The 21,024-nt window shown below is 70.7% G+C and carries 20 protein-coding genes; 14 read left to right on the top strand and 6 right to left on the bottom strand.

Going from position 1 to position 21,024, the window contains the following annotated elements; genetic code table 11:
• Positions 1-5: 5 nt before the first annotated feature.
• Both ACFY36_RS47135 and ACFY36_RS47130 read right to left on the bottom strand, forming a co-directional pair.
• On the bottom strand, positions 6-977 hold the full coding sequence (locus ACFY36_RS47135) for a diacylglycerol kinase family protein (RefSeq protein ID WP_499752460.1): 972 nt from the start codon (positions 975-977) through the stop codon (positions 6-8).
• Complete coding sequence (locus ACFY36_RS47130) at positions 977-2,269, bottom strand: adenylosuccinate synthase (RefSeq protein ID WP_499752459.1); 1,293 nt, start codon at positions 2,267-2,269, stop codon at positions 977-979. Before ACFY36_RS47130 ends, ACFY36_RS47135 begins: the two co-directional genes overlap by 1 nt.
• 119 nt (positions 2,270-2,388) lie before the next feature.
• On the opposite strand from ACFY36_RS47130, the gene purD reads away from it, so the two are divergent.
• A complete protein-coding gene (gene purD, locus ACFY36_RS47125) occupies positions 2,389-3,624 on the top strand; it encodes a phosphoribosylamine--glycine ligase (RefSeq protein ID WP_499752458.1) in 1,236 nt (411 codons plus the stop codon).
• On the opposite strand, the gene ACFY36_RS47120 is transcribed toward purD, so the two are convergent.
• The gene (locus ACFY36_RS47120) at positions 3,621-4,073 is read right to left on the bottom strand and encodes an SCP2 sterol-binding domain-containing protein (RefSeq protein ID WP_499752457.1); all 453 of its coding nucleotides are present in this window, start codon (positions 4,071-4,073) and stop codon (positions 3,621-3,623) included. The two genes, purD and ACFY36_RS47120, sit on opposite strands and share 4 nt — an antisense overlap.
• 131 nt (positions 4,074-4,204) lie before the next feature.
• On the opposite strand from ACFY36_RS47120, the gene ACFY36_RS47115 reads away from it, so the two are divergent.
• The 6 genes from ACFY36_RS47115 to purL all read left to right on the top strand — a co-directional run bounded on the left by ACFY36_RS47115 (position 4,205) and on the right by purL (position 11,338).
• The gene (locus tag ACFY36_RS47115; RefSeq protein WP_499752456.1) at positions 4,205-4,738 is read left to right on the top strand and encodes an ArsR/SmtB family transcription factor; all 534 of its coding nucleotides are present in this window, start codon (positions 4,205-4,207) and stop codon (positions 4,736-4,738) included.
• Positions 4,738-6,039: an MFS transporter gene (locus tag ACFY36_RS47110; protein WP_499752455.1), complete on the top strand. Its 1,302-nt coding sequence runs from the start codon at positions 4,738-4,740 to the stop codon at positions 6,037-6,039. The genes ACFY36_RS47115 and ACFY36_RS47110 overlap by 1 nt, the downstream gene beginning before the upstream one ends.
• Entirely contained in the window at positions 6,036-7,457 is a 1,422-nt protein-coding gene (gene purB / locus ACFY36_RS47105; protein WP_499752454.1) for an adenylosuccinate lyase, read from the top strand. The genes ACFY36_RS47110 and purB overlap by 4 nt, the downstream gene beginning before the upstream one ends.
• A gap of 292 nt (positions 7,458-7,749) precedes the next feature.
• Positions 7,750-8,007 carry a phosphoribosylformylglycinamidine synthase subunit PurS gene (gene purS / locus ACFY36_RS47100; protein WP_097326998.1) on the top strand — a complete coding sequence of 86 codons (258 nt, stop codon included), beginning with the start codon at positions 7,750-7,752 and terminating at the stop codon, positions 8,005-8,007.
• Positions 8,004-8,714 (top strand): phosphoribosylformylglycinamidine synthase subunit PurQ, encoded by a 711-nt coding sequence (gene purQ / locus ACFY36_RS47095; RefSeq protein ID WP_499752567.1) that lies wholly within the window; start codon positions 8,004-8,006, stop codon positions 8,712-8,714. Before purS ends, purQ begins: the two co-directional genes overlap by 4 nt.
• Complete coding sequence (purL, locus tag ACFY36_RS47090) at positions 8,714-11,338, top strand: phosphoribosylformylglycinamidine synthase subunit PurL (protein ID WP_499752453.1); 2,625 nt, start codon at positions 8,714-8,716, stop codon at positions 11,336-11,338. Before purQ ends, purL begins: the two co-directional genes overlap by 1 nt.
• Before the next feature lie 60 nt (positions 11,339-11,398).
• Here purL and ACFY36_RS47085 read toward each other — a convergent pair whose 3' ends face one another.
• On the bottom strand, positions 11,399-13,015 hold the full coding sequence (locus ACFY36_RS47085) for a carboxypeptidase-like regulatory domain-containing protein (protein WP_499752452.1): 1,617 nt from the start codon (positions 13,013-13,015) through the stop codon (positions 11,399-11,401).
• Positions 13,016-13,282: 267 nt separating this feature from the next.
• Here ACFY36_RS47085 and ACFY36_RS47080 point away from each other — a divergent pair, with 267 nt between their 5' ends.
• The 5 genes from ACFY36_RS47080 to amcA all read left to right on the top strand — a co-directional run bounded on the left by ACFY36_RS47080 (position 13,283) and on the right by amcA (position 17,899).
• A complete protein-coding gene (locus ACFY36_RS47080; protein WP_499752451.1) occupies positions 13,283-13,654 on the top strand; it encodes a sterol carrier family protein in 372 nt (123 codons plus the stop codon).
• A gap of 102 nt (positions 13,655-13,756) precedes the next feature.
• On the top strand, positions 13,757-15,304 hold the full coding sequence (gene purF / locus ACFY36_RS47075; RefSeq protein WP_499752566.1) for an amidophosphoribosyltransferase: 1,548 nt from the start codon (positions 13,757-13,759) through the stop codon (positions 15,302-15,304).
• A gap of 34 nt (positions 15,305-15,338) precedes the next feature.
• The gene (purM, locus tag ACFY36_RS47070) at positions 15,339-16,472 is read left to right on the top strand and encodes a phosphoribosylformylglycinamidine cyclo-ligase (RefSeq protein WP_499752450.1); all 1,134 of its coding nucleotides are present in this window, start codon (positions 15,339-15,341) and stop codon (positions 16,470-16,472) included.
• 127 nt (positions 16,473-16,599) lie between these two features.
• Positions 16,600-17,703, top strand: coding sequence for a cyclophane-forming radical SAM peptide maturase AmcB (gene amcB / locus ACFY36_RS47065; RefSeq protein WP_499752565.1), 1,104 nt, complete (start codon positions 16,600-16,602; stop codon positions 17,701-17,703).
• The gene (gene amcA / locus ACFY36_RS47060) at positions 17,672-17,899 is read left to right on the top strand and encodes a multiple cyclophane-containing RiPP AmcA (protein ID WP_498693649.1); all 228 of its coding nucleotides are present in this window, start codon (positions 17,672-17,674) and stop codon (positions 17,897-17,899) included. The genes amcB and amcA overlap by 32 nt, the downstream gene beginning before the upstream one ends.
• A 119-nt stretch (positions 17,900-18,018) precedes the next feature.
• On the opposite strand, the gene ACFY36_RS47055 is transcribed toward amcA, so the two are convergent.
• Positions 18,019-18,231, bottom strand: a complete 213-nt coding sequence (locus tag ACFY36_RS47055) for a DUF3073 domain-containing protein (protein ID WP_097326961.1) — start codon at positions 18,229-18,231, stop codon at positions 18,019-18,021.
• A gap of 204 nt (positions 18,232-18,435) precedes the next feature.
• Entirely contained in the window at positions 18,436-19,515 is a 1,080-nt protein-coding gene (locus ACFY36_RS47050; RefSeq protein ID WP_499752449.1) for a Glu/Leu/Phe/Val family dehydrogenase, read from the bottom strand.
• 154 nt (positions 19,516-19,669) lie between these two features.
• Here ACFY36_RS47050 and ACFY36_RS47045 point away from each other — a divergent pair, with 154 nt between their 5' ends.
• Together ACFY36_RS47045 and ACFY36_RS47040 are read left to right on the top strand one after the other, a co-directional pair.
• Positions 19,670-20,509: a DUF8083 family protein gene (locus tag ACFY36_RS47045; protein WP_498656278.1), complete on the top strand. Its 840-nt coding sequence runs from the start codon at positions 19,670-19,672 to the stop codon at positions 20,507-20,509.
• Positions 20,510-20,791: 282 nt separating this feature from the next.
• Positions 20,792-21,001 (top strand): BldC family transcriptional regulator, encoded by a 210-nt coding sequence (locus ACFY36_RS47040; RefSeq protein ID WP_014687221.1) that lies wholly within the window; start codon positions 20,792-20,794, stop codon positions 20,999-21,001.
• The last annotated feature ends 23 nt before the right edge of the window (positions 21,002-21,024 follow it).

Raw genomic sequence — 21,024 nt, 5'->3', positions numbered from 1 at the left:
GACGGTCAGCCCGCGTACACCGCCCAGGCCCCGGCCTCCGTCCACCAGGAACGCTTGCGGTTCATCGATCCCGCGACGCCGTCGTCGAGGAACTGGAGCTCGCCGTCGCGGGGCAGCACCGAGACCGCGCGGCCGCGGGCCCGGCGGACCTCGATGCGGATCTTCGTGCCCTTGAAGCGCTGCTTGACGACCATGGGGACGGCCACCGCCACCTCGACCGTGCCGTCCTCGGCGTTGCCCTCGGCCAGCAGCCGCAGGCCGTCGAACTCGGCGTAGCCCGCGCCGTTGCCGATCGCGCAGGCCAGGATGGGGTCGTCACCGCCGGAGAGGACCGCGTCGTCGACCTCGACACGGCCGCGCCACGGCAGGGCCCGGCCGTCGTCGCCGACGCCGCCCACCAGGGCGCCGTCCACCGTGACCGAGCCACCATCGTTGCGCAGCAGGTCAAGGCGGCGGGTCCGGCCGGACAGGACCGCCTCGGCCACCGCCGACGGCACCCGGGGCAGGCCGAGCTGCGCCGCCAGGTCGGTGGTGTTGGCGACGTCGAGCGGCAGGATCGCGATCGGCGGAAGGTCGGGCACCGTGCGGTCGGCGGCCAGGTCGGCCGGCCGCTTGCTCGGCGGGGGCGCGTATCGGCGTACCAACCGGCGGACGACAGCCCGCAACTGGCCGTCCGTGGCCGAAGCCACCACCAGCCGGACCCTGGACTCCGAAGAAGGCCAGGTCAAGCCGTCGGGCCGGGTCGGTCCGTCGAGGCGGGCGATCACCTCGTCGATCTCGGCGTCGGAGTGGGCCGTGATCATTTCGACCAGGGCTCCGCCCGCCTTGAGGGCGTCGGCGCACTCGCGCACCGGCACGCGCGGGGTGTCGCAGGCTTCCTTCTCGAGAACCCCGCAGCCGCCGCACTCGGAACCGCACGCGCCGGCGCCGGCGGCGGGTGCGCCCTCGGCCAGGCTGAGCAGGATGACGTCGTACATCAGGCCTCGCTCAGCACCGAGTGACGCTCGATGACCTCTTCGCGGCCCGGGCCGACGCCGACCACCGAGACGCGGGCGCGGATGCGCTCCTCGACGAACTCGACGAAGCGCTGCGCGTCCTTGGGCAGGTCGGCGAAGGTGCGGCAGCCGGAGATGTCCTGCTTCCAGCCGGGCAGCGTCTCGTAGATCGGGACCGCGTGGTGGAAGTCGGACTGGCTGATCGGCATCTCGTCGTGGCGGACGCCGTTGACCTCGTACGCCACGCAGACCGGAATCTCGTCCAGGTCGTCGTAATTGTCCAACTTGGTGAGAACGAAGTCGGTGACCCCGTTGATCCGCTGCGCGTAGCGGGCCATCACCAGGTCGAGCCAGCCGATGCGGCGCGGGCGGCCGGTGGTCGTGCCGTACTCGTGGCCGACCTCGCGCAGGTGGTCACCGAACTTGTCGTGCAGCTCGGTCGGGAACGGGCCCTCGCCGACGCGCGAGGTGAACGCCTTGAGCACGGCCACCACCCGGTCGATGCGGGTGGGCGGGATGCCGGAGCCGGTGCAGGCGCCGCCGGCGGTCGCGTTCGAGCTGGTCACGAACGGATAGGTGCCGTGGTCGACGTCGAGCAGGGTGGCCTGGCCGGCCTCGCAGAGCACGACCTTGCCCTCGTCGAGGGCCTCGGAGAGCTCGAGGGCGGTGTCACCGACGTACGGCCGGAGACGGTCGACGTAGGACAGCAGTTCCTTGACCACGTCGTCCGGCTTGACCGCCTGACGGTTGTAGATCTTGCTGAGCACCTGGTTCTTGAAGGAGAGCGCGGCCTCGACCTTCTGCCGCAGGATCGACTCGTCGAACAGGTCCTGCACGCGGACACCGACGCGGTTCATCTTGTCGGCGTAGGTCGGCCCGATGCCGCGGCCCGTCGTGCCGATGCGGCGCGAGCCGAGGAAACGCTCGGCGACCTTGTCCATCGAGCGGTTGTACGACGGGATGACGTGCGCGTTCGCGCTGATGCGCAGCCGCGACGTGTCGACGCCGCGCGCCTCGAGACCGTCGATCTCCTGGAAGAGGACGGCCAGGTCGACCACGACGCCGTTGCCGATCACCGGGATCACGCCCGGGGTCAGGATGCCGCTGGGCAGCAGGTGGAGGGCGTATTTCTCACCCTCGATCACCACGGTGTGGCCGGCGTTGTTGCCGCCGTTGAACTTCACCACGTAGTCGAGCCGGTCGCCCAGCAGGTCAGTGGCCTTGCCCTTGCCCTCGTCGCCCCATTGGGCTCCGACCAACACGATCACCGGCACTTGCGTGACGCCTTCCGTAGAACAGGTCGTACCTGGCAGAGGTCCGGGTACTGCCGAAGTTTACGCGACAGCCCCGCTGTGCGACGTGGGGAAGGAGGCCGCCGGTAGGATCGGCGCCCGTGCGCGTACTTCTGATCGGCTCCGGCGGCCGCGAACATGCCCTCGCCCTCGGCCTCGCCGCCGACCCGTCCGTCGACTTCCTGGCCGCGGCCCCCGGCAACCCGGGCATCGCCCAGGTCGCCGAGCTGCACGAAGTCAAGGCGACCGATCCGGCCGCGGTGGCCGCGCTCGCGGTCGAGCTGGCGGCCGACCTGGTCGTGGTCGGTCCCGAGGCGCCGCTGGTGGCCGGGGTGGCCGACGCGGTCCGCGCCAAGGGCATCGCCTGCTTCGGCCCGAGTGCGGCCGCCGCGCAGCTCGAGGGCTCCAAGGCGTTCGCCAAGGAGGTCATGGTCGCCGCCGGCGTTCCCACCGCCGGGTCGTACGCCTGCACGACCGCCGGGGAAGTGGCGCGGGCGCTCGACGATTTCGGCGCCCCGTACGTCGTCAAGAACGACGGTCTGGCCGCCGGCAAGGGCGTCGTGGTGACCGATGACCGCGAGGTCGCCGAGCGGCACGCGGCCGACTGCGGCACGGTCGTGATCGAGGAGTACCTGTCCGGCCCCGAGGTCTCCCTCTTCGTGGTCACGGACGGCACCGCCGCCGTGCCGCTGATGCCGGCTCAGGACTTCAAGCGGCTCGCCGACGGCGACGAGGGACCCAACACCGGGGGCATGGGCGCGTACGCTCCGCTCGACTGGGCGCCGGACGACCTGGTGGACCGGGTGCTGCGGGAGACGGTCGAGCCGACCCTGGCCGAGATGCGCCGCCGGGGCACGCCGTTCGCCGGTCTGCTCTACGTCGGACTCGCGCTCACGCCCGACGGCCCCAAGGTGATCGAGTTCAACGCGCGCTTCGGCGACCCGGAGACCCAGGTCGTGCTCGCCCTGCTCGAGACGCCGCTGGGTGGCCTGCTCAACGCGGCCGCGACCGGCACGCTGGCCGAGCTTCCGCCGCTGCGCTGGCGCGCGGGCGCCGCGATCACGGTCGTGGTGGCCAGCAAGAACTATCCGGCGACGCCGCGCACGGGCGACGTCATCGAGGGCGCCGAGGTGCCCGGGGTGATCCACGCGGGCACGGCCCGCCGCGACGACGGCGCGCTCATCTCGGCCGGTGGCCGGGTGCTGAGCGTGACCGCGGTCGGCGCTGACCTCGCTTCGGCTCGCGACGCCGCGTACGCCCTGGTCGATGGTGTGCGGCTGGACGGCGCCCAGTACCGGACCGATATCGCCCTGGGCGCCGTCGAGAAGCGTATTTAAGCCTTCGGGATGTCGAAGAGCTTGGCCACGTTGGCGGCCAGGCCCAGGTCGCCCTTGGCCTTCACCTTGCCGGTCATGAAGAGCATCATCGGGTTGCCGTCGCCCGAGACGACCTTGAGGAACGTGACGGCGTCCATGGTCATCGTCAGCTTCGGGTCGCGGGCCGGCTGGTTGGTGACCGTGCAGGCGCCGTTCTCGATCACCGTCTCGTAGGTGTCGCTCGCGCCGCCGGCGCCGCCCGTGATGACCCAGTGGATCACGGCCGAGGTGCTGCCGGCCTTCTCCGGGCGGAACAGCGTGGGCATCCGGTTGAAGACCTCGTCGAGGATCTTGGTGCGGTTCTCGCCCGCCATGACCTCAGCGATTTTGGAGTCCGGCGTCGACTTGACGAGCTGAGCGAACTCCTTCGGGCCGATCGAGGCGAGCGACTCGGGGTTGAAATCAGTCATCGGTGGACCTTTCGGGATGAGCGGACTACCTACTCGTCAGTAACACTAGCGACCTTGCCGCTTCTTCGTGCAGTGTGCCACTCCCAAAGAACTGTTGGACAGTCGGCGTGCCGTTCCCTAGACTCCCCAACATGTCTTTGGGAGATGAGCCGGGGCGGGCGTCGCTGAGGGCGACGGCCCATCCCGTACGGCTGCAGATCATGTCCCTGCTCACCGGCGCCCCGATGACCGCGGCCGAGGTGGCGCGGGAGCTGGGCCTGACCCATGCCAACGCCAGCTATCACCTGCGCAACCTGCTCGCCGGCGGCCTGATCGTCCAGGCCGGCGAGGAGAAGATCCGCGGCGGCGTGGCCAAGCGCTACCGCTACGACGCCTCCCGCGACAAGGGTCGGGAGTCGCCCGAGCAGCTGCGCGCGATGTTCTCCGCCCTCGGCGGCGAGCTCATCCGCCGCACCGGGCAGGGGCAATGGGACAGCGAGCGGCGCCGGCCCGGCGCTACCCTGCTGGCCGACGGTGACTTCTGGATCGACCCCGACAAATGGGCGGAGCTCCGCCACCGGATGCACGAGCTGGTCCGGGAGATCCACGAGGCGGCCCAGCCGCCGCGGACGCCGGGCACCATGCGCACGAGCACGACGGTCGCGATGTTCGAGATGGAGTCCTGATGGGTGCCCTCACGCCGCTGCGCTACGCCCCGTTCCGGCTGCTCATCGCCGGCCGCACGGTCAACGCCCTGGGCAACTCGTTCGCCAACCTGGCGTTGGCCTTCGCCGTCCTCGACCTCACCGGCTCCACCAGCGACCTCGGCCTCGTGGTCGGCATCCGTACCTTGGTGAACGTCATCTTCCTGCTCTTCGGTGGCGTGCTCGCCGACCGGATGCCCAAGCAGTTCCTGATGGTCGGTTCCAGCCTGGCCGCCTTCGCGTCGCAGGCCGTCGTGGCGGCGCTGGTGCTCACCGGAATGGCCACGATCCCGCTGCTCATCGTGCTCGGCGCGATCAACGGCATGGTGGGCGCGCTCGCGCTGCCGGCCAGCTCGTCGATCCTGCCCCAGACGGTGCCGGCCGAGATCCGGCAGCAGGCCAACGCGATCAACCGGCTGACCCTCAACTCGGCCGTCATCCTGGGCGCGCCGCTGGCCGGTGTGGTGGTCGCCGCGACGAACCCGGGCTGGGGCATCGCGGTCGACGCCGCCACCTTCCTGGTCGCCGCGCTCATCTTCATGGCCCTGCGGACGCCGGCGCCGGTCAAGGTCGCCGAGCCGGAGGGCACGATCGGCGACGAGAAGACGCCGGGTGAGGCGGCGGTCGAGCCGTCCCGGCCGAACGTCTTCGCCGATCTGCGCACGGGGTGGACGGAGTTCCGCTCGCGCACCTGGCTGTGGGTCGTGGTGGCCGCCTTCGCGGTGATCAACGCTTGCTGGAGCGGCGGCCTGGCCGTGCTCGGCCCGGCGGTCGCGGACGACACCTTCGGCCGGCGCGGCTGGGGTTTCGTCCTGGCCGCACAGACCGCCGGCATGATCATCGGCGGCCTCATCGCGATGCGGCTGAGGCTGCGCCGCCTGCTGCTGGTCGGCGTGGTCAGCACCTTCGGCATGGCCCTGCCGCTGCTGCTGCTCGGCCTCTATCCCCAGGTGATCGTGCTGGCGGTGGGGGCGCTGGTGGCCGGGGCGCTGCTCGAGCAGTTCGGCGTCGCGTGGGAGACGACCATGCAGGAGCATGTGCCGCCGGACAAGCTCGCGCGCGTGTATTCGTACGACATGGTCGGCTCTTTCATCGCCATGCCGATCGGCGAGCTGCTCGTGGGGCCGATCTCGCACCAGGTCGGCGTGGAGGCGACCCTGGTCGGCGCGGGCGTGCTGGTCATCGTGGCCGTGCTCGGCATGCTGAGCAGCCGGGACGTGCGCACCCTGCGTCATGAGCTGCCGGAGCGTGATCCCGGGCCCGTGAAAGAATCGGTCGCGTGACCATCCCGAACGTCCTTGCCTCCCGCTACGCCTCCGCCGAGCTCGTCGAGCTCTGGTCCCCGGAGGAGAAGATCAGGATGGAGCGCCGGCTCTGGCTCGCCGTCCTGCGCGCCCAGCGCGACCTCGGAGTGTCGGTGCCCGAGGGTGCCGTCGAGGCGTACGAGGCGGTGCTCGACACCGTCGACCTGGCGTCGATCGCCGAGCGCGAGCGGGTCACCCGGCACGACGTGAAGGCGCGGATCGAGGAGTTCAGCGCGCTCGCCGGCTTCGAGCAGATCCACAAGGGCATGACCTCGCGCGACCTGACCGAGAACGTCGAACAGCTCCAGATCCGGGCGTCGCTCGAGCTGATCCGCTCCCGGATCATCGCGACCCTGGCCCGCCTGGCCGAGCGGGCCGTCGAATATTCCGACCTGGTCATGACCGGCCGCTCGCACAACGTGGCGGCCCAGGCGACCACGCTCGGCAAGCGGTTCGCGTCGGCCGCGCAGGAGCTGCTCATCGCGTACGAGAGGCTCGACGATCTGATCGGGCGTTATCCGCTGCGCGGGATCAAGGGCCCGGTCGGCACCGCCGCCGACCAGCTCGACCTGCTCGACGGCGACTTCGAGGCGCTGGCCGTGCTCGAGCAGCGCGTCGCCGCCCACCTCGGCTTCAACCGGGTGCTCAGCAGCGTCGGCCAGGTCTATCCGCGCTCGCTCGACTTCGACGTCGTCTCGGCGCTGGCCCAGATCGTGGCCGGTCCGTCGTCGCTGGCCACCACGATCCGCCTGATGGTCGGCCAGGAGCTGGTCACCGAGGGCTTCAAGCCGGGCCAGGTCGGCTCGTCGGCGATGCCGCACAAGATGAACACGCGCTCGTCCGAGCGGGTCAACGGCCTCGCCGTGATCGTCCGGGGCTATCTGTCGATGGTCGGCGAGCTCGCCGGCGACCAGTGGAACGAGGGTGACGTCTCCTGCTCGGTGGTGCGCCGGGTCGCGCTGCCCGACGCGTTCTTCGCCACCGACGGGCTCTTCCAGACCTTCCTCACCGTGCTCGACGAGTTCGGCGCCTACCCGGCCGTGATCGCCCGCGAGCTCGACCGCTTCCTGCCCTTCCTGGCCACCACCAAGATCCTGGTGGCCGCGGTCCGCAAGGGCGTGGGCCGCGAGGTCGCCCACGAGGTGATCAAGGAGCACGCGGTCGCCGTGGCGCTGGCCATGCGCGAGAAGGGCGCGGCCGGCAACGACCTGTTCGACCGGCTCGCCGACGACGGCCGGCTCCAGCTGAGCCGGGGCGAGATCGACGCGCTGGTGGCCGACCGGGCCGCCTTCGTGGGCGCCGCCCCGTCGCAGGTGCGCTTCGTGGCCGACCGGGTCGCCACGATCGTCGCGGCCCACCCGGAAGCGGCGAAATACGCGCCCGCGCCCATCCTCTGAGACTGCCGCCGGGGCGCGGCGGAGCTCGACCGTCGCGCCACGCCCCAGCGGAACACTGACGTTAGGGGGCGGCGGCGCGGCCGCCAAGACTCACTTGCCACCTATCACGGTGTGATGACCGTCGCGCCGGTCGTGGAGAAATTGAAGCTTTGATCGTTCGAGTGGCTGAGATCACCGCCGAAATCGCCTGCTCAGCCTGGTCGGCGTCGTCTGCGCGACACCGGCCGACACGCCCGCCACGTGGATCGCAAGGTAGGCTCCACGTGCTTACACCTATCAGTCAGGAGTGCCCGTGGCTCGCGTCGTGGTCGACGTCATGCTCAAGCCGGAGATCCTCGACCCGCAGGGCCAGGCGGTCGCGAACGCGCTGCCCAGGCTCGGCGTCACCGATGTCTCCTCCGTCCGGATCGGGCGGCGGATCGAGATCGAGTTCGCCGGCGAACCCGACCTGGACCGGGCTCGGGAGATCGCCGACAAGCTGCTCGCCAACCCGGTGATCGAAGACTTCTCGATCAAGGTCGAGGACGACGCGAAGGCCGAGGTCGCCTGACCATGCGCATCGGTGTGGTCACCTTCCCGGGCTCGCTGGACGACGGGGACGCGGCCCGCGCCGTGCGCCTCGCCGGCGCCGACGCCGTCCGCCTCTGGCACGGCGACCCCGACCTGCACGGCGTTGACGCCGTGGTGCTGCCCGGCGGCTTCTCCTACGGCGATGCCCTGCGCTGCGGCGCGATCGCCCGGTTCGCCCCGGTCATGGAGTCGCTCATCGACGCGGCCCGCGGCGGCCTCCCGGTGCTCGGCATCTGCAACGGCTTCCAGATCCTCTGCGAGGCCCACCTGCTGCCCGGTGCGCTGACCCGCAACCAGCACCTGCACTTCCGCAACCGTGACCAGTGGCTCCGCGTCGAGTCGGCGGACACCGCCTGGACCAACGCGTTCACCCCGGGCCAGGAGATCCTGATCCCGGTGAAGAACGGCGAGGGCTGCTACGTCGCCGACCAGCGGACGCTGGACGCGCTCGAGGCCGAGGGACGGGTGGTCGCGCGGTACGTCCGCGGCAACCCGAACGGCTCGCAGCGCGACATCGCCGCCATCACCAACGAGGCCGGCAACGTCGTCGGCATCATGCCGCATCCGGAACACGCGGTGGAGGCGCTGACCGGCCCGTCGCTCGACGGCCTCGGCTTCTTCACCTCGGTCCTGCGGGCCCTGGCCGGGGCGTCCGCGGGGGCTTCGCACGCAGGGGGACACCAGTAATGACCACGCAGCCGGAGACGGCAGCGCCGAACCAGAAGCCGACCGGCTTTGCCGCGACGGACGTGCTGGTCAACGAGTTCGACGGCGGCCCCGACACTGTGCACCGGGCCTTCCAGACCGCGGACGAGCTGCAGCCGCACACGGAGTTGGGCCTCAAGGACGACGAATACGAGCGCATCCGGCAGATCCTGGGCCGGCGGCCCACGGCGTCCGAGCTGGCGATGTACTCGATCATGTGGAGCGAGCACTGCTCGTACAAGTCGAGCAAGGTGCACTTGCGCCAGTTCGGTGAGAAGGCGCCGCGCAGCGACCGCATGCTCGCCGGCATCGGCGAGAACGCGGGCGTCGTGCAGATCTCCGACGAGATCGCCGTGACGTTCAAGGTCGAGTCGCACAACCACCCGAGCTTCGTGGAGCCCTACCAGGGCGCCGCGACCGGCGTGGGCGGCATCGTCCGCGACATCCTCGCCATGGGCGCCCGCCCGATCGCGGTGATGGACCCGCTGCGCTTCGGCGCGGCCGACCACCCCGACACCGCCCGGGTCCTGCCCGGCGTGGTCGCCGGCATCGGTGGCTACGGCAACTGCCTGGGCCTGCCCAACATCGGCGGCGAGATCGTCTTCGACCCGACGTACCAGGGCAACCCGCTGGTGAACGCGCTGAGCATCGGCGTGCTGCCGGTCGAGCGTCTCCAGCACAAGGAGGCGGCCGGCGTCGGCAACATCGTCGTGCTGCTCGGCGCCCGCACGGGCCGCGACGGCATCGGCGGCGTCTCCGTGCTCGCCTCGGCCACCTTCGACGAGGAGGCCGAGCAGCGCCGCCCGTCGGTGCAGGTCGGCGACCCGTTCATGGAGAAGCTGCTCATCGAGAGCTGCCTCGAGCTGTACGACGCCGGCCTCGTGGCCGGCATCCAGGACCTCGGCGGCGCCGGTCTGACCTGCGCGCTCACCGAGACGGCGGCCGCGGCCGGCACCGGCATGCGGGTCTGGCTCGAGCGGGTGCCGCTGCGCGAGGCGTCGATGTCGCCCACCGAGATCCTGGCCAGCGAGTCGCAGGAGCGCATGCTCCTGATCGTCACCCCGGAAAACCTCGACGCGGTCCTCGCCGTGGCCGAGAAGTGGGGCGTGTGGGCCACCGCGATCGGTGAGGTCACCCCGGCCGGCGAGGACGGCTCACCGGGCCGGCTCGTCATCACCTGGAACGACCACGTCGTGGTGGACGTGCCGCCCGGCTCGCTCGCCGACGACGGCCCGGTCTACGCCCGCCCGATCCGTGAGCCGGCCGACCTGATCCTGCTCCAGGCCGACAAGGCCGAGACGCTGCCGCGCCCCTCCACGGGCGAGGAGCTGCGCGAGACCGTCCTGCGGATGGCCGGCTCGCCCAACCTCTGCGACAAGACCTGGGTCACCGAGCAGTACGACCGGTACGTGCTCGGCAACACCGTGCTGGCTCAGCCCGAGGACTCGGGTGTGCTGCGCATCGACGAGAGCACGGGCCTCGGTGTCGCGCTCTCGGTCGACGGCAACGGCCGCTTCGCCCGCCTCGACCCGTACGAGGGCGCGAAGCTGGCGCTGGCCGAGGCGTACCGCAACGTCGCCGTCACCGGCGCCGAGCCGGTGGCCGTGACCGACTGCCTCAACTTCGGCTCGCCCGAGGACCCGGCCGTCATGTGGCAGTTCGCCGAGGCCGTGCGCGGCCTGGCCGACGGCTGCCAGCTGCTGGGCACCCCGGTGACCGGCGGCAACGTCAGCTTCTACAACCAGACCGGCGCGGCCGCCATCCACCCGACCCCGGTGGTCGGCGTGCTCGGCGTCTTCGACGACGTGGCCCGGCGGATCCCGATGGGCTTCCCGGCCGCCACCGGCGACGGCGACCTGCTCTTCCTGCTCGGCGAGACGTCGGCGGAGCTCTCCGGCTCCGAGTGGGCGTGGGTCACCCACGGCCACCTCGGCGGACGCCCGCCGAAGGTCGACCTCGAGCACGAGCAGCGCCTGGGCGTGCTGATGGCCCGTGCCTCCCGGACCGGCCACGTGGTCGCGGCGCACGACCTCTCCGACGGCGGCCTCTCGCAGGTCCTCGTCGAGAGCACGCTGCGCCGTAACGTGGGCGCCCGGATCACGCTGCCCGAGGACGGCAACTCGGCGTTCGTCCAGCTGTTCAGCGAGTCGTCGGGCCGGGCCCTGGTCGCGGTGCCCCGCGGGCGTGACAAGGCGTTCGTCGCCCTGGCCGCCGAGCTCGGCATCGCCTGCGCCCCGATCGGCGTCACCACCGCCGAGCCGGTGCTCGACGTGGCCGGCCAGTTCAGCATCGCGCTGGACGAACTGCGCGAGGCGCACACGGCGACGCTGCCGGCCCTGTTCGGCGGCGCGGCCGAGCTGGCCAACCGGCACGGCGACCCCGAGCACGCGGCCGACCCGTCCGCTCCGGCGCGACCGGACCGCGGCGACGAGGTCCTCGTGACGGCGGCGGCCGGCGCGGCGATGGAGTCGGCCGCCCCGATCGAGGCCGACGGCATCCCGGCGGCGTCGGTGGCCGAGGTCAAGGAGCCGGTTCCGGCCGAGGGCACCTCGGTCACGCTCGAGCTGACCGAGCCCAAGCCGGGCGGGCCGATCGACCCCGCCTGACTCGTCTCATAGAAAATCGGCCCCGCACCTCGAAAGGTGCGGGGCCGATTTCTCTATGACTCAGTAGCGGCGCTGACCGCGCTGGTCGTAGTCGTCCTGGTCGTAGCCGCCGTTGTACGGCTGGGTGTGGCCGCCGTACTGCTGGCCGCCGCCCTGCTGGCCGCCGCCCTGCTGCGGGGGATAGCCACCGTTGTCGTGGTCGTCCCAGCCCTGCTGCTGTTGCTGGCCCTGGTCGTAGCCGCCGTAGCCGCCGTTGTCGTGCTCGTCCCAGCCGCCCTGCTGCTGCTGGCCGCCGTACTGCTGGCCGCCCTGGTCGTAACCGCCGTAGCCGGCGTCGGCCTGGTCGTCCTCGGGACGGTAGAAGCCGGTGGGCTCGCTGTAGGACCCGTAGCCGCTGTCGGCCTGCTGCGCGCCGCCGTACTGCTGGGTGCCGCCGCCGTACTGCTGCGTGCCGCCACCGTATTGCTGGGTGCCGCCGCCGTACTGCTGCGTGCCCCCGCCGTACTGCTGGGTGCCGCCCTGCGGGGCGTTGTCCCAGCCGCCGGCGCCGACGTAGCCGCCCTGCGGCGGGACCGGCGCGCCGTACGGGTCGGGGAACTCGTCCTCGGCCGCCGGCACCGGGCGCTGGAGCATGGTCGGCGCGTCGGACATGCCGGGCGCCGGCGCGATCATGGTGGCGTCGTTGGCGCGGCCACCGCCGACCGGCGCCGCCACCCGGGTCGCGTCGTTGAAGCGGCCCTGGCTCGGCGGCACGGCGCCGCCCGACGGCGACATGCCGGTCGGGTCGTCGTCGTCACCGTCGGACGGGTTGTTCTTGCGGCGCATCCAGACCAGCACGATCGCGCCGATGCCGGCCGCGACCAGCAGGACGCCGATGATGATGTAGAGCCAGGAGCTTCCGCTGTCCTCGCTCGCGGCCGCGTTGTTGGCCGGTGCGCCCTCTTCCACGGTCTCCGTGGTCGCCGGCTGCTCCTCGGCCGCGGACTCCTCCGCGGTCGGCGCCGCGCTGACCGTCGCGGACGGTGTCGCCGACGGCGTGGCCGACGGGCTCTCCACCACGGTCGACTGGAGCGTCAGGTTCTTGGAGACCGTACGGTCGGCCGAGGCCTGAATGGTGACCGTCGCGCGCTCGAAACCGTCCTTGGCCGCGCCGATCGTCAGGGTGCCGGGGGCGATCGGCTTGCTCTCGGTCGAGCTGAACGTGTACCCGCCGGATCCGCTCGAGGTCGTCTCGAAGATGGCGCCCGTGCTGTCGCGCAGGCCGACGGTCGCGCCCGAGACGCTCTTGCCGTCCTGGTCGCGGACCTTGCCGGAGACCTGGCGGACGCTCTGCGGCTTGTCCGGGCCCTTGACCGTGATGTTCGCGGTGGCGCTGTCGGACTCGCCGTTGATCGACGCCGTGACCCGCACCTGCACCTGGCGGGTGTCGCCGGCGTTCACGTTGGGCGCCGTGAGGCGCGCGTTGAACCCGCGGTCACCGCCCGCGTCGATCTGCGTGACGCCCGAGCAGTCGCCGGAGCAGCTCATGCCGGTGACCTGATAGGCGACCGTGACTCGCCCCGGGTTGCCGCCGCCGGGCTCGCCCTCGCCGGGCTCCACCTCGGGGGCCGACACGCTGTACTGCATGTTCAGCTGGCCGCCGGTGAGGACCTCGGTCTGCAGGTTGGTGATCTCCACTGAGGGAGGGTCGGCCAACGCCGCCACAGGCGCTACGAATAGGCTGCCTGCGACCACAGCCAGTAACGCACCGCCCTGCAACGCCCGGGCTCGTAGGTGCGTCGTCACCATCCACCGCCTTCCGGTCGCACGGTCTCCCGGCTGCTCTTCAGGTGCCGGTTACATCCCGCGACTAAAACACCGTCGGCCACTATGCCTTGTCACACGTCCATCGCGCGACCCAGGGCCGCGTACCAATCTCAGCGGACCGGGTCGTATCGTCCCGACATGTCCGCTGCGAAGAATAAATCCGAGTCGGTGATCCAGGCGTTGGACGCGCTGGACCGCGGCGCTGAACCGGAGAGAACGGTGCTGCGTGACGCGGTGCGAGCGCTGCTGACCGAGTTGTCCCGCCGTGCGCCTGGCCGATCGGTGGAGGTGCGAATTCCGCCTTTCGGTGCGATTCAGTGTGTTCCAGGTCCCAGGCACACACGCGGCACACCGCCCAATGTGGTCGAAGCCGATCCGGTCACCTGGGTGCTCGTGGCCACGCAGCGTGTGAGCTGGGCCGATGCGGTGCGTGACGGGCGGCTGCGGGCAAGCGGTATCCGTACGGATCTGAGTGAATACCTTCCGTTGACCGGCGCGTCCGCCGATTGACAGCCCGAGCCGTGACCCCTCCCCTCGCGTACACTGGGCGGTCGGGAGCGGAGCGGTGGACCCCCACTCACGTTCGAGCAGATCAGCATGAGGGAGCGACAGGTGCCCCGAGGCGACGGCCGGTTGACCGACGATCTCGACCCCCAGGAGCGCGGCCCCCAGGATGCCTGCGGCGTCTTCGGCGTCTGGGCCCCCGCGGAAGAGGTCGCCAAACTCACCTACTTCGGGCTCTTCGCTCTTCAGCACCGCGGCCAGGAGGCCGCCGGCATCGCTGTGAGTGACGGCTCCGGTGTGGTGGTCTACAAGGATCTGGGCCTCGTGTCGCAGGTCTTCGACGAGCCGACGCTGGCCAGCCTGCGCGGCCACCTCGCGATCGGCCACACGCGCTACTCGACGACCGGCGGGTCGAACTGGGAGAACGCGCAGCCGACGATCCGCGCCACCACGGCCGGCACGACGATCGCGCTGGCGCACAACGGCAACCTGGTCAACACGGCCGAGCTGGCCCGCGAGGTCGCCGAGCGCGGCCTCGAGGCAGATATGGCCACCTCCGACACCGCCCTGGTGACCACCCTGCTGGCCAGCCGCCCCGATCTGTCGGTCGAGGCCGCGGCGCTCGAGGTGCTGCCGGGCCTGCGGGGCGCGTTCAGCTTCGTCTTCATGGACGAGAACACGCTGTACGCGGCGCGCGACCCCCAGGGTGTGCGCCCGCTGGTGCTGGGCCGGATGGAGCGCGGCTGGGTCGTGGCCAGCGAGACCGCCGCCCTCGACATCGTCGGCGCCAGCTTCGTCCGTGAGGTCGAGCCGGGCGAGATGCTCGCCGTCGACGAGCACGGTCTGCGCTCCACGCGGTTCGCCGCGCCCGAGCCCAAGGGCTGCCTCTTCGAATACGTCTACCTGGCCCGTCCCGACACCACGATCGCCGGCCGCAACGTCTACTCGGCCCGTGTCGAGATCGGCCGCCGCCTGGCCAAGGAATATCCGGTCGAGGCCGACCTGGTCATCCCGGTGCCCGAGTCGGGCACCCCGGCCGCGATCGGTTACGCCGAGGCGTCCGGCATCCCCTACAGCGCCGGTCTGACCAAGAACGCGTACGTCGGCCGGACCTTCATCCAGCCGTCGCAGACCATCCGCCAGCTCGGCATCCGGCTCAAGCTCAACCCGCTGCGCGAGGTCGTGCGGGGCAAGCGCCTGGTCGTCGTCGACGACTCGATCGTCCGCGGCAACACCCAGCGCGCGCTGGTGCGCATGCTGCGTGAGGCGGGAGCGCTCGAGGTGCACGTGCGCATCTCGTCGCCGCCGGTGAAATGGCCGTGCTTCTACGGCATCGACTTCGCCACCCGCGCCGAGCTCGTCGCGAACGGCCTGGAGATCGATGGCATCCGCCGCTCGATCGGCGCCGACTCCCTGGGTTATGTTTCCCTGGACGGCCTGGTGCAGGCGACCGAGCAGCCGAAGTCGCGCCTCTGCATGGCGTGCTTCGACGGCGAGTACCCGATCGAGCTCCCGGCCGGCAACCTGATCGGGAAGCATGTCCTCGAGGGGGTCGGCAAGCGGGCGTCGATGCCGTCCGCGACCGACGAGGCCGCGACCGCGGCGGTGGCGGAGCTCGAGACCGAGTACGAGACCGCCGTCTCGCACCACCAGTGACTTTGATGTACCAAGCAGCTCTAAGGGGAGAACCGTGACGCACGTGTCCGAGCGCAACAACGCCGGGTCCAACCAGCCGTGGACGGCCGGTGCTGGACGCGGCGGTGCTCGCAAGCGCACGTCCACCTACGCGGACGCCGGCGTCTCGATCGAGGCCGGCGACCGCGCGGTCGAGCTGCTCAAGTCCAAGGTCAAAAAGACCGTGCGGCCCGAGGTGATCGGTGACCTCGGCGGGTTCTCCGGCCTGTTCCGGCTGAACACCCAGAAGTACAAGAGCCCGATCCTGGCCTCGTCGACCGACGGCGTCGGCACCAAGCTGGTGATCGCGCAGCAGCTCGACATCCACGACACGATCGGCATCGACCTGGTCGCCATGGTCGTCGACGACCTGGTCGCCTGCGGCGCCGAGCCGCTGTTCCTGCTCGACTACATCGCCTGCGGCGAGGTCGTGCCGGACAAGGTGGCCGAGATCGGCGCCGGCATCGCCGACGGTTGCCGCTACGCGGGTTGTGCCCTGCTGGGCGGCGAGACCGCCGAGCACCCCGGCGTGCTGCGCCCGGACGAGTACGACGTGTCCGCCACCGGCGTCGGCGTGGTCGAGGAGAGCGAGATCCTGGGTCGCGAGCGGGTCGAGATCGGCGACGCGGTCATCGCGATGCGCTCCTCGGGCCTGCACTCCAACGGCTACTCGCTGGTGCGGCACGTGCTGCTCGGCGCGGGCCGCATGCGGCTCGACTCGGTGGTCGACGACTTCGGCACGCAGCGCACCCTCGGCGAGGAGCTGCTGACCCCGACCAAGATCTACGCCAAGGACTGCCTGGGCCTGATCGAGGAGACCGACGTCCGCGCGTTCTCCCACGTCACCGGCGGCGGCATCCCCGGCAACCTGGTGCGCGTGCTGCCCGAGCACGTCGACGCGGTCGTCGACCGCTCGACCTGGCGCCCGCAGCCGATCTTCGACCTCATCCAGGCCAAGGGCCGCATCGAGGACCACGAGATGGAAGCCACGTTCAACATGGGCGTCGGCATGTTCGCGGTCGTCTCGTCCGACGACGCCGACCGCGCCATGGCTTATCTGACCGGCCGCGGTGTCGAGGCCTGGCAGGTCGGCGAGGTCATCGAGGGCACCGGCGAGGTGCAGATGATGGGGCAGTACACCCGCGGCTGACGCCGGGTTTCAGGATGAACATGAAATGATCCGCGTGTGTCGATGTCGGGCACATGCGGATCTTTCGTGTTCGGGGTGGACTGAGGGGCCTAGCGTGGCGGAGGTGCGTGTGGAGACGTGGAGCGGGATGCGCGGCATAGCGCCTGTGCCGACCTACGTCGTCATGCAGCCCACGACCCTCTGCAACCTCGACTGCTCCTACTGCTATCTGCCGTTCCGCGCGGCCGACAAGCGCATGCCGGTCGAGGTGGCCCGGGCCGTGGCCACCGCGGTCGAGCCCTGGACGGCCGGCGGGCGGTTCTCGGTGGTCTGGCACGGCGGTGAGCCGCTCGCCGCCGGCCGGGAGCATCTGGCCGCGCTGATGGCCCCGTTCGGCCCGGAGGTCGAGCATCACGTGCAGACCAACGCCACGCTGATCGACGACGCCTGGTGCGAGTTCTTCACCGAGCACCAGATGCGGGTCAGTGTCAGCGTGGACGGCCCGGAGGCCCGCAACGGCGACCGGGTGACGCGCGGCGGCCGCCCGGCGTACGACCGGATCATGCGCGGCGTCGAAGCGCTCCGCCGCCACGGCATCCCGTTCTCGGCGCTCTGCGTGGTCGGCGATCCGCGGCCGGGCGTGGCGGCCGAGCTCTACGACTATTTCCTCACTCTGGGCTGCGACGTGCTCGGCATCAACGTCGAAGAGCTGGAGGGGGTCAACACCCGTACCAACGGCCACGACGCGGCCGAGGTGACGGCCTTCTGGTCCGAGCTGGTGTCGGCCTGGCGCCGCGACCCGCGGATCCACCTGCGCGAGGTGGAATGGTCGCTGCGGTACGTGGCCGCGGTCCTCGACGGCACGGCCGACCAGCTGCTGCCGCGCCGGCTCGACCCCATCCCGACGATCGCCCACGACGGCTCGGTCGTGCTGCTCTCGCCCGAGCTGGCCGGTTTCTCCGACCCTCACTACGGCGACTTCACCAGCGGAAACGTCCTGAGCGCGCCGCTGGGCGACATTCTGGCCGATGCCGAGGGGTCGCCATGGATCGCCGAGTTCCTGCGCGGGGTGGAATCCTGCCGCGCGACCTGTCCCTATTTCGGCTTCTGCGGCGGGGCCCACGCGGCCAACCGCTACTTCGAGACCGGCCGGTTCGACACCACCGAGACGGACCACTGCCGGAACAGCAAGATGCGCCTACTGGAGGGAGTGCTGGACCATGCCCGAGATCATGAACCCACGGCTGTCTGACGACGCGGGGAGCGATCCGGTGACGGCACGGGTGCGAGACACCCGGGCCGGGTTGGCGGCCCTCATCGCCGAGGCGGAGGAGGCTCGCCGGCAGCGCGCGGAGGGCACGTCGGAGGACGGCGGCTCAGCGGTCTGCGCCTGGAACCACTTCGAGAACATTCCCACGTTCTACAACTGGAACAACCGCCCGCGGTAGGGCGGCGGTTCTAGCCCACGCGGGCTGGCACCCGCGTGGGCTTGTGTTGAACCGTTGGTTAGAAGGTGACCACGACACACGGAAGCACGCGGTCAGCCGCGTGCTCTGTGCAATACGGGTCAGCGCCTTGTCGGCGACCAGGTGTCCTGGTCGTCGTCAGCATCATCCTCGTCATCGTCGACGAACTCATCGTTGTCGTCGTCGAAGTGACGGTCGGACTGGCGTGTACCCGCCAGTTCGCGCTGCAAGGCGGTGAGGTCGGTGTTCGGGGAGTGGTATTTCAACTCCCGGGCCACCTTCGTCTGCTTGGCCTTAGCACGGCCGCGCCCCATGGCTCGACCCCCTCGCACAGAATTCGGGGCAGCCCGAAGGCGGGCCCCGATGACGTCAGGCATCTCTCGTGGGTCTTACGGTACATGGACGATGCCTTGTTTGGCACCTCGGGTTGCCTGTGACACTGCCGCGCGTCGCGGTTTTCCGTCCGAGGACGCGCGGCAGGCACGAAACCGCTCCCATTTCGACCGGTTCGACTGGCCTCAGCCCAGGTAGATGGACCGCAGACGGCCGACCTCGGCCATCCGCTGCTCGGCCAGACGGTCGGCCGCGACCGCGGGCGAGACGCCCTCGGAGTCGGCGAGCTGGAGGATCCGGCGGGTCGTGTCGAAGATGCCGGTGGCGCGCAGCTTGGCCCGCTCGAAGTTGAAGCCCTCGATCTCGTCGGCCACCTGGATCACGCCACCGGCGTTCACGAGGTAGTCGGGCGCGTAGAGGATGCCCCGTTCGGCAAGGGTCTTCTCGATGCCGGGGTGGGCCAGCTGGTTGTTGGCGCCGCCGGTGACGACCTTGGCCCGCAGCGCGGACACGGTGTCGTCGTCGAGGGCGCCGCCCAGCGCGCACGGCGCGTAGACGTCGAGGTCGCTGGTGATCAGGGCCTGGGTGTCGGCCACGAGCTCGATCTGGGGATAGGTGGTGCGGGCCCAGCTGAGGGCGGCCTCGTTCACGTCGGTGGCGATGACCGCGGCGCCGTCCTCGACGAGGTGGCCGGCCAGATATTTGCCGACCTTGCCGAGGCCGGCGATGCCGACCGTGCGCCCGGCCAGGGTCGGGCGGCCCCAGGCGTGCTCGGCGGCGGCCCGCATGCCCTGGAAGACGCCCCAGGCGGTGAGGATCGAGGAGTCGCCGGCGCCGCCGTGCTCCAGGCTGCGGCCGGTCACATATCTGGTCTCGCGGGCGATGACGTCCATGTCCGGCACGTAGGTGCCGACGTCGCAGGCCGTGTAGTAGCGGCCGTGCAGCGACTCGACGAAGCGCCCGTACGCCCGCAGCAGGCCCTCGGACTTGGCGCGGGCCGGGTCGCCCCAGATGACCGCCTTGCCGCCGCCCAGGTCGAGGCCGGCGAGAGCGTTCTTGTAGGCCATCCCGCGGGAGAGCTTCAGCACGTCCGCCAGCGCGTCCGCCTCGCTCTCGTACGGATAGAACCGGGTGCCACCGAGCGCCGGCCCGAGGGCCGTCGAGTAGATCCCGATGATCGCCTTGAGGCCGGTCTGCCTGTCCTGGCAGAAGACGACCTGTTCGTGACCGGTGGCGTCGGTGCCGTCGGTGTCGAACACGCCCATGGCTGTTCTCCTGATTCTTTTGTTGTGGCCCTCGTGGGACCGGTTGTCCCGGCGGGGGTGGGCCGGACATTTGCGAGCCTAGTCGTGACGCCCCGGTCGGGATTACGTCCGCGCGGGAAGTTCCGCTCGGCCGATTTCGTGAAAGACTTCCGCCGTGCCGTCACTGTTCGCGTCGTACCTACGGGTTTACGAGCCGCTGACCGCGTTCGACCGTGACCGCCAGGTCTTCTGGCGGCGCTACGCCCGGGAGGGGCGCGATCTCGGGCCGGTCGACGGCCCGGTCCGGCAGCGCACGGCGGTGCTCGAGGCGCTCGGCGCCGGCTGGACCCGGCTGCCCGACCTGCCCGACGAGGCGTACGTGCTGCAGTGGGGTGACTCTCTGCTGGTCTGCCCCTGGAACCTGCGCCTGCGCGTGGCCGAGGCCGCGCTGAACGCGCGCGACGGTGTGCCCAGCGTGCTGGCCGACGCCTTCGTGCCGCCGGTGCTGGCCGGGCAGGCCAAGGCCATCGTCGAGGACTGGCGCAGCGGGGCCAAGGTGCTGGAGCACGGCGTGCCGCGGGTGCACGAGCAGATCGCCACCTGGGGTGTGCCGCTGCGCTGGTTCGCCTTCGTCGACCTCGAGGAGCGGGAGTTCTCGCTGACCCCCGAGGGGCGCACGCTGCGCTACCGCACGGAGATCTCGAAGGCCCGCCGGCGGGCGCACCGCGCCGTCGCGGTGCTGCGCAAGTCGCTGGGCGACGCGCCGATCACCGAGGCGGTCGAGGAGGGCACGCGCTGGCTGGAGGAGTTCCACCCGCGGTCCATCGTCGAGCTCGACTACGGCGGCCTCGTCAACCTTCTCCCGGATGACGACCTCGCGGCGGACGATTCACCCGGACTGGTGGCGGCCGGACTTTCCGCCCTGTCCCGCGGCGACGCCGACGACGCCTCCGCGGTCTACGAGAAGCTCGTCGAGCGGTGGCGGGCCGTCCAGCTCCTCGAGCGCTGCAACTGAGCTGCGGAAATAGGGACAGACCGGCGGGTTTCGCGGTCCGTGGGAACGCTCCCGAAGTGAATACTCTTCGTAATCACTGCTGGCCGAAGCGTGATAATCGGACTAAACGAGACACTATCTGGCGTAGAAAACACGCAAAAATCGGGCATGCTTCATCCGTCTATCTGGGGACGTTCGTCCGTTCGGCCCATGTCGGACATCGGGGACTAGCCGGACCATGAGAGACGCACCGGCCGGCGGGACCCCGGCCGATGTTCGTAGGTACCTGTGGAGGAGTGACCGATGGCATCGCGTACGCACGATCCTGAGCCGCTACTAACGCCGGCAGAGGTGGCGTCGATGTTCCGTGTCGACCCGAAGACCGTCACCCGGTGGGCGAAGGCCGGCAAGCTGAGTGCGATCCGCACTCTGGGCGGCCACCGTCGTTACCGGGAGTCGGAGGTTCGCGCCCTGCTGCAGGGGCAGATTCCCACGCAGCGTCAGGGCGACTGAACCGACCTCAGTCGGTACGAAAG

It is taken from the genome of Actinoplanes sp. NPDC000266, assembly GCF_042899005.1.
GTDB lineage: Bacteria > Actinomycetota > Actinomycetes > Mycobacteriales > Micromonosporaceae > Actinoplanes.
The sequence above is the reverse complement of the archived record's forward strand: the minus strand, read 5'-3'. Positions and strand labels throughout refer to the sequence as shown.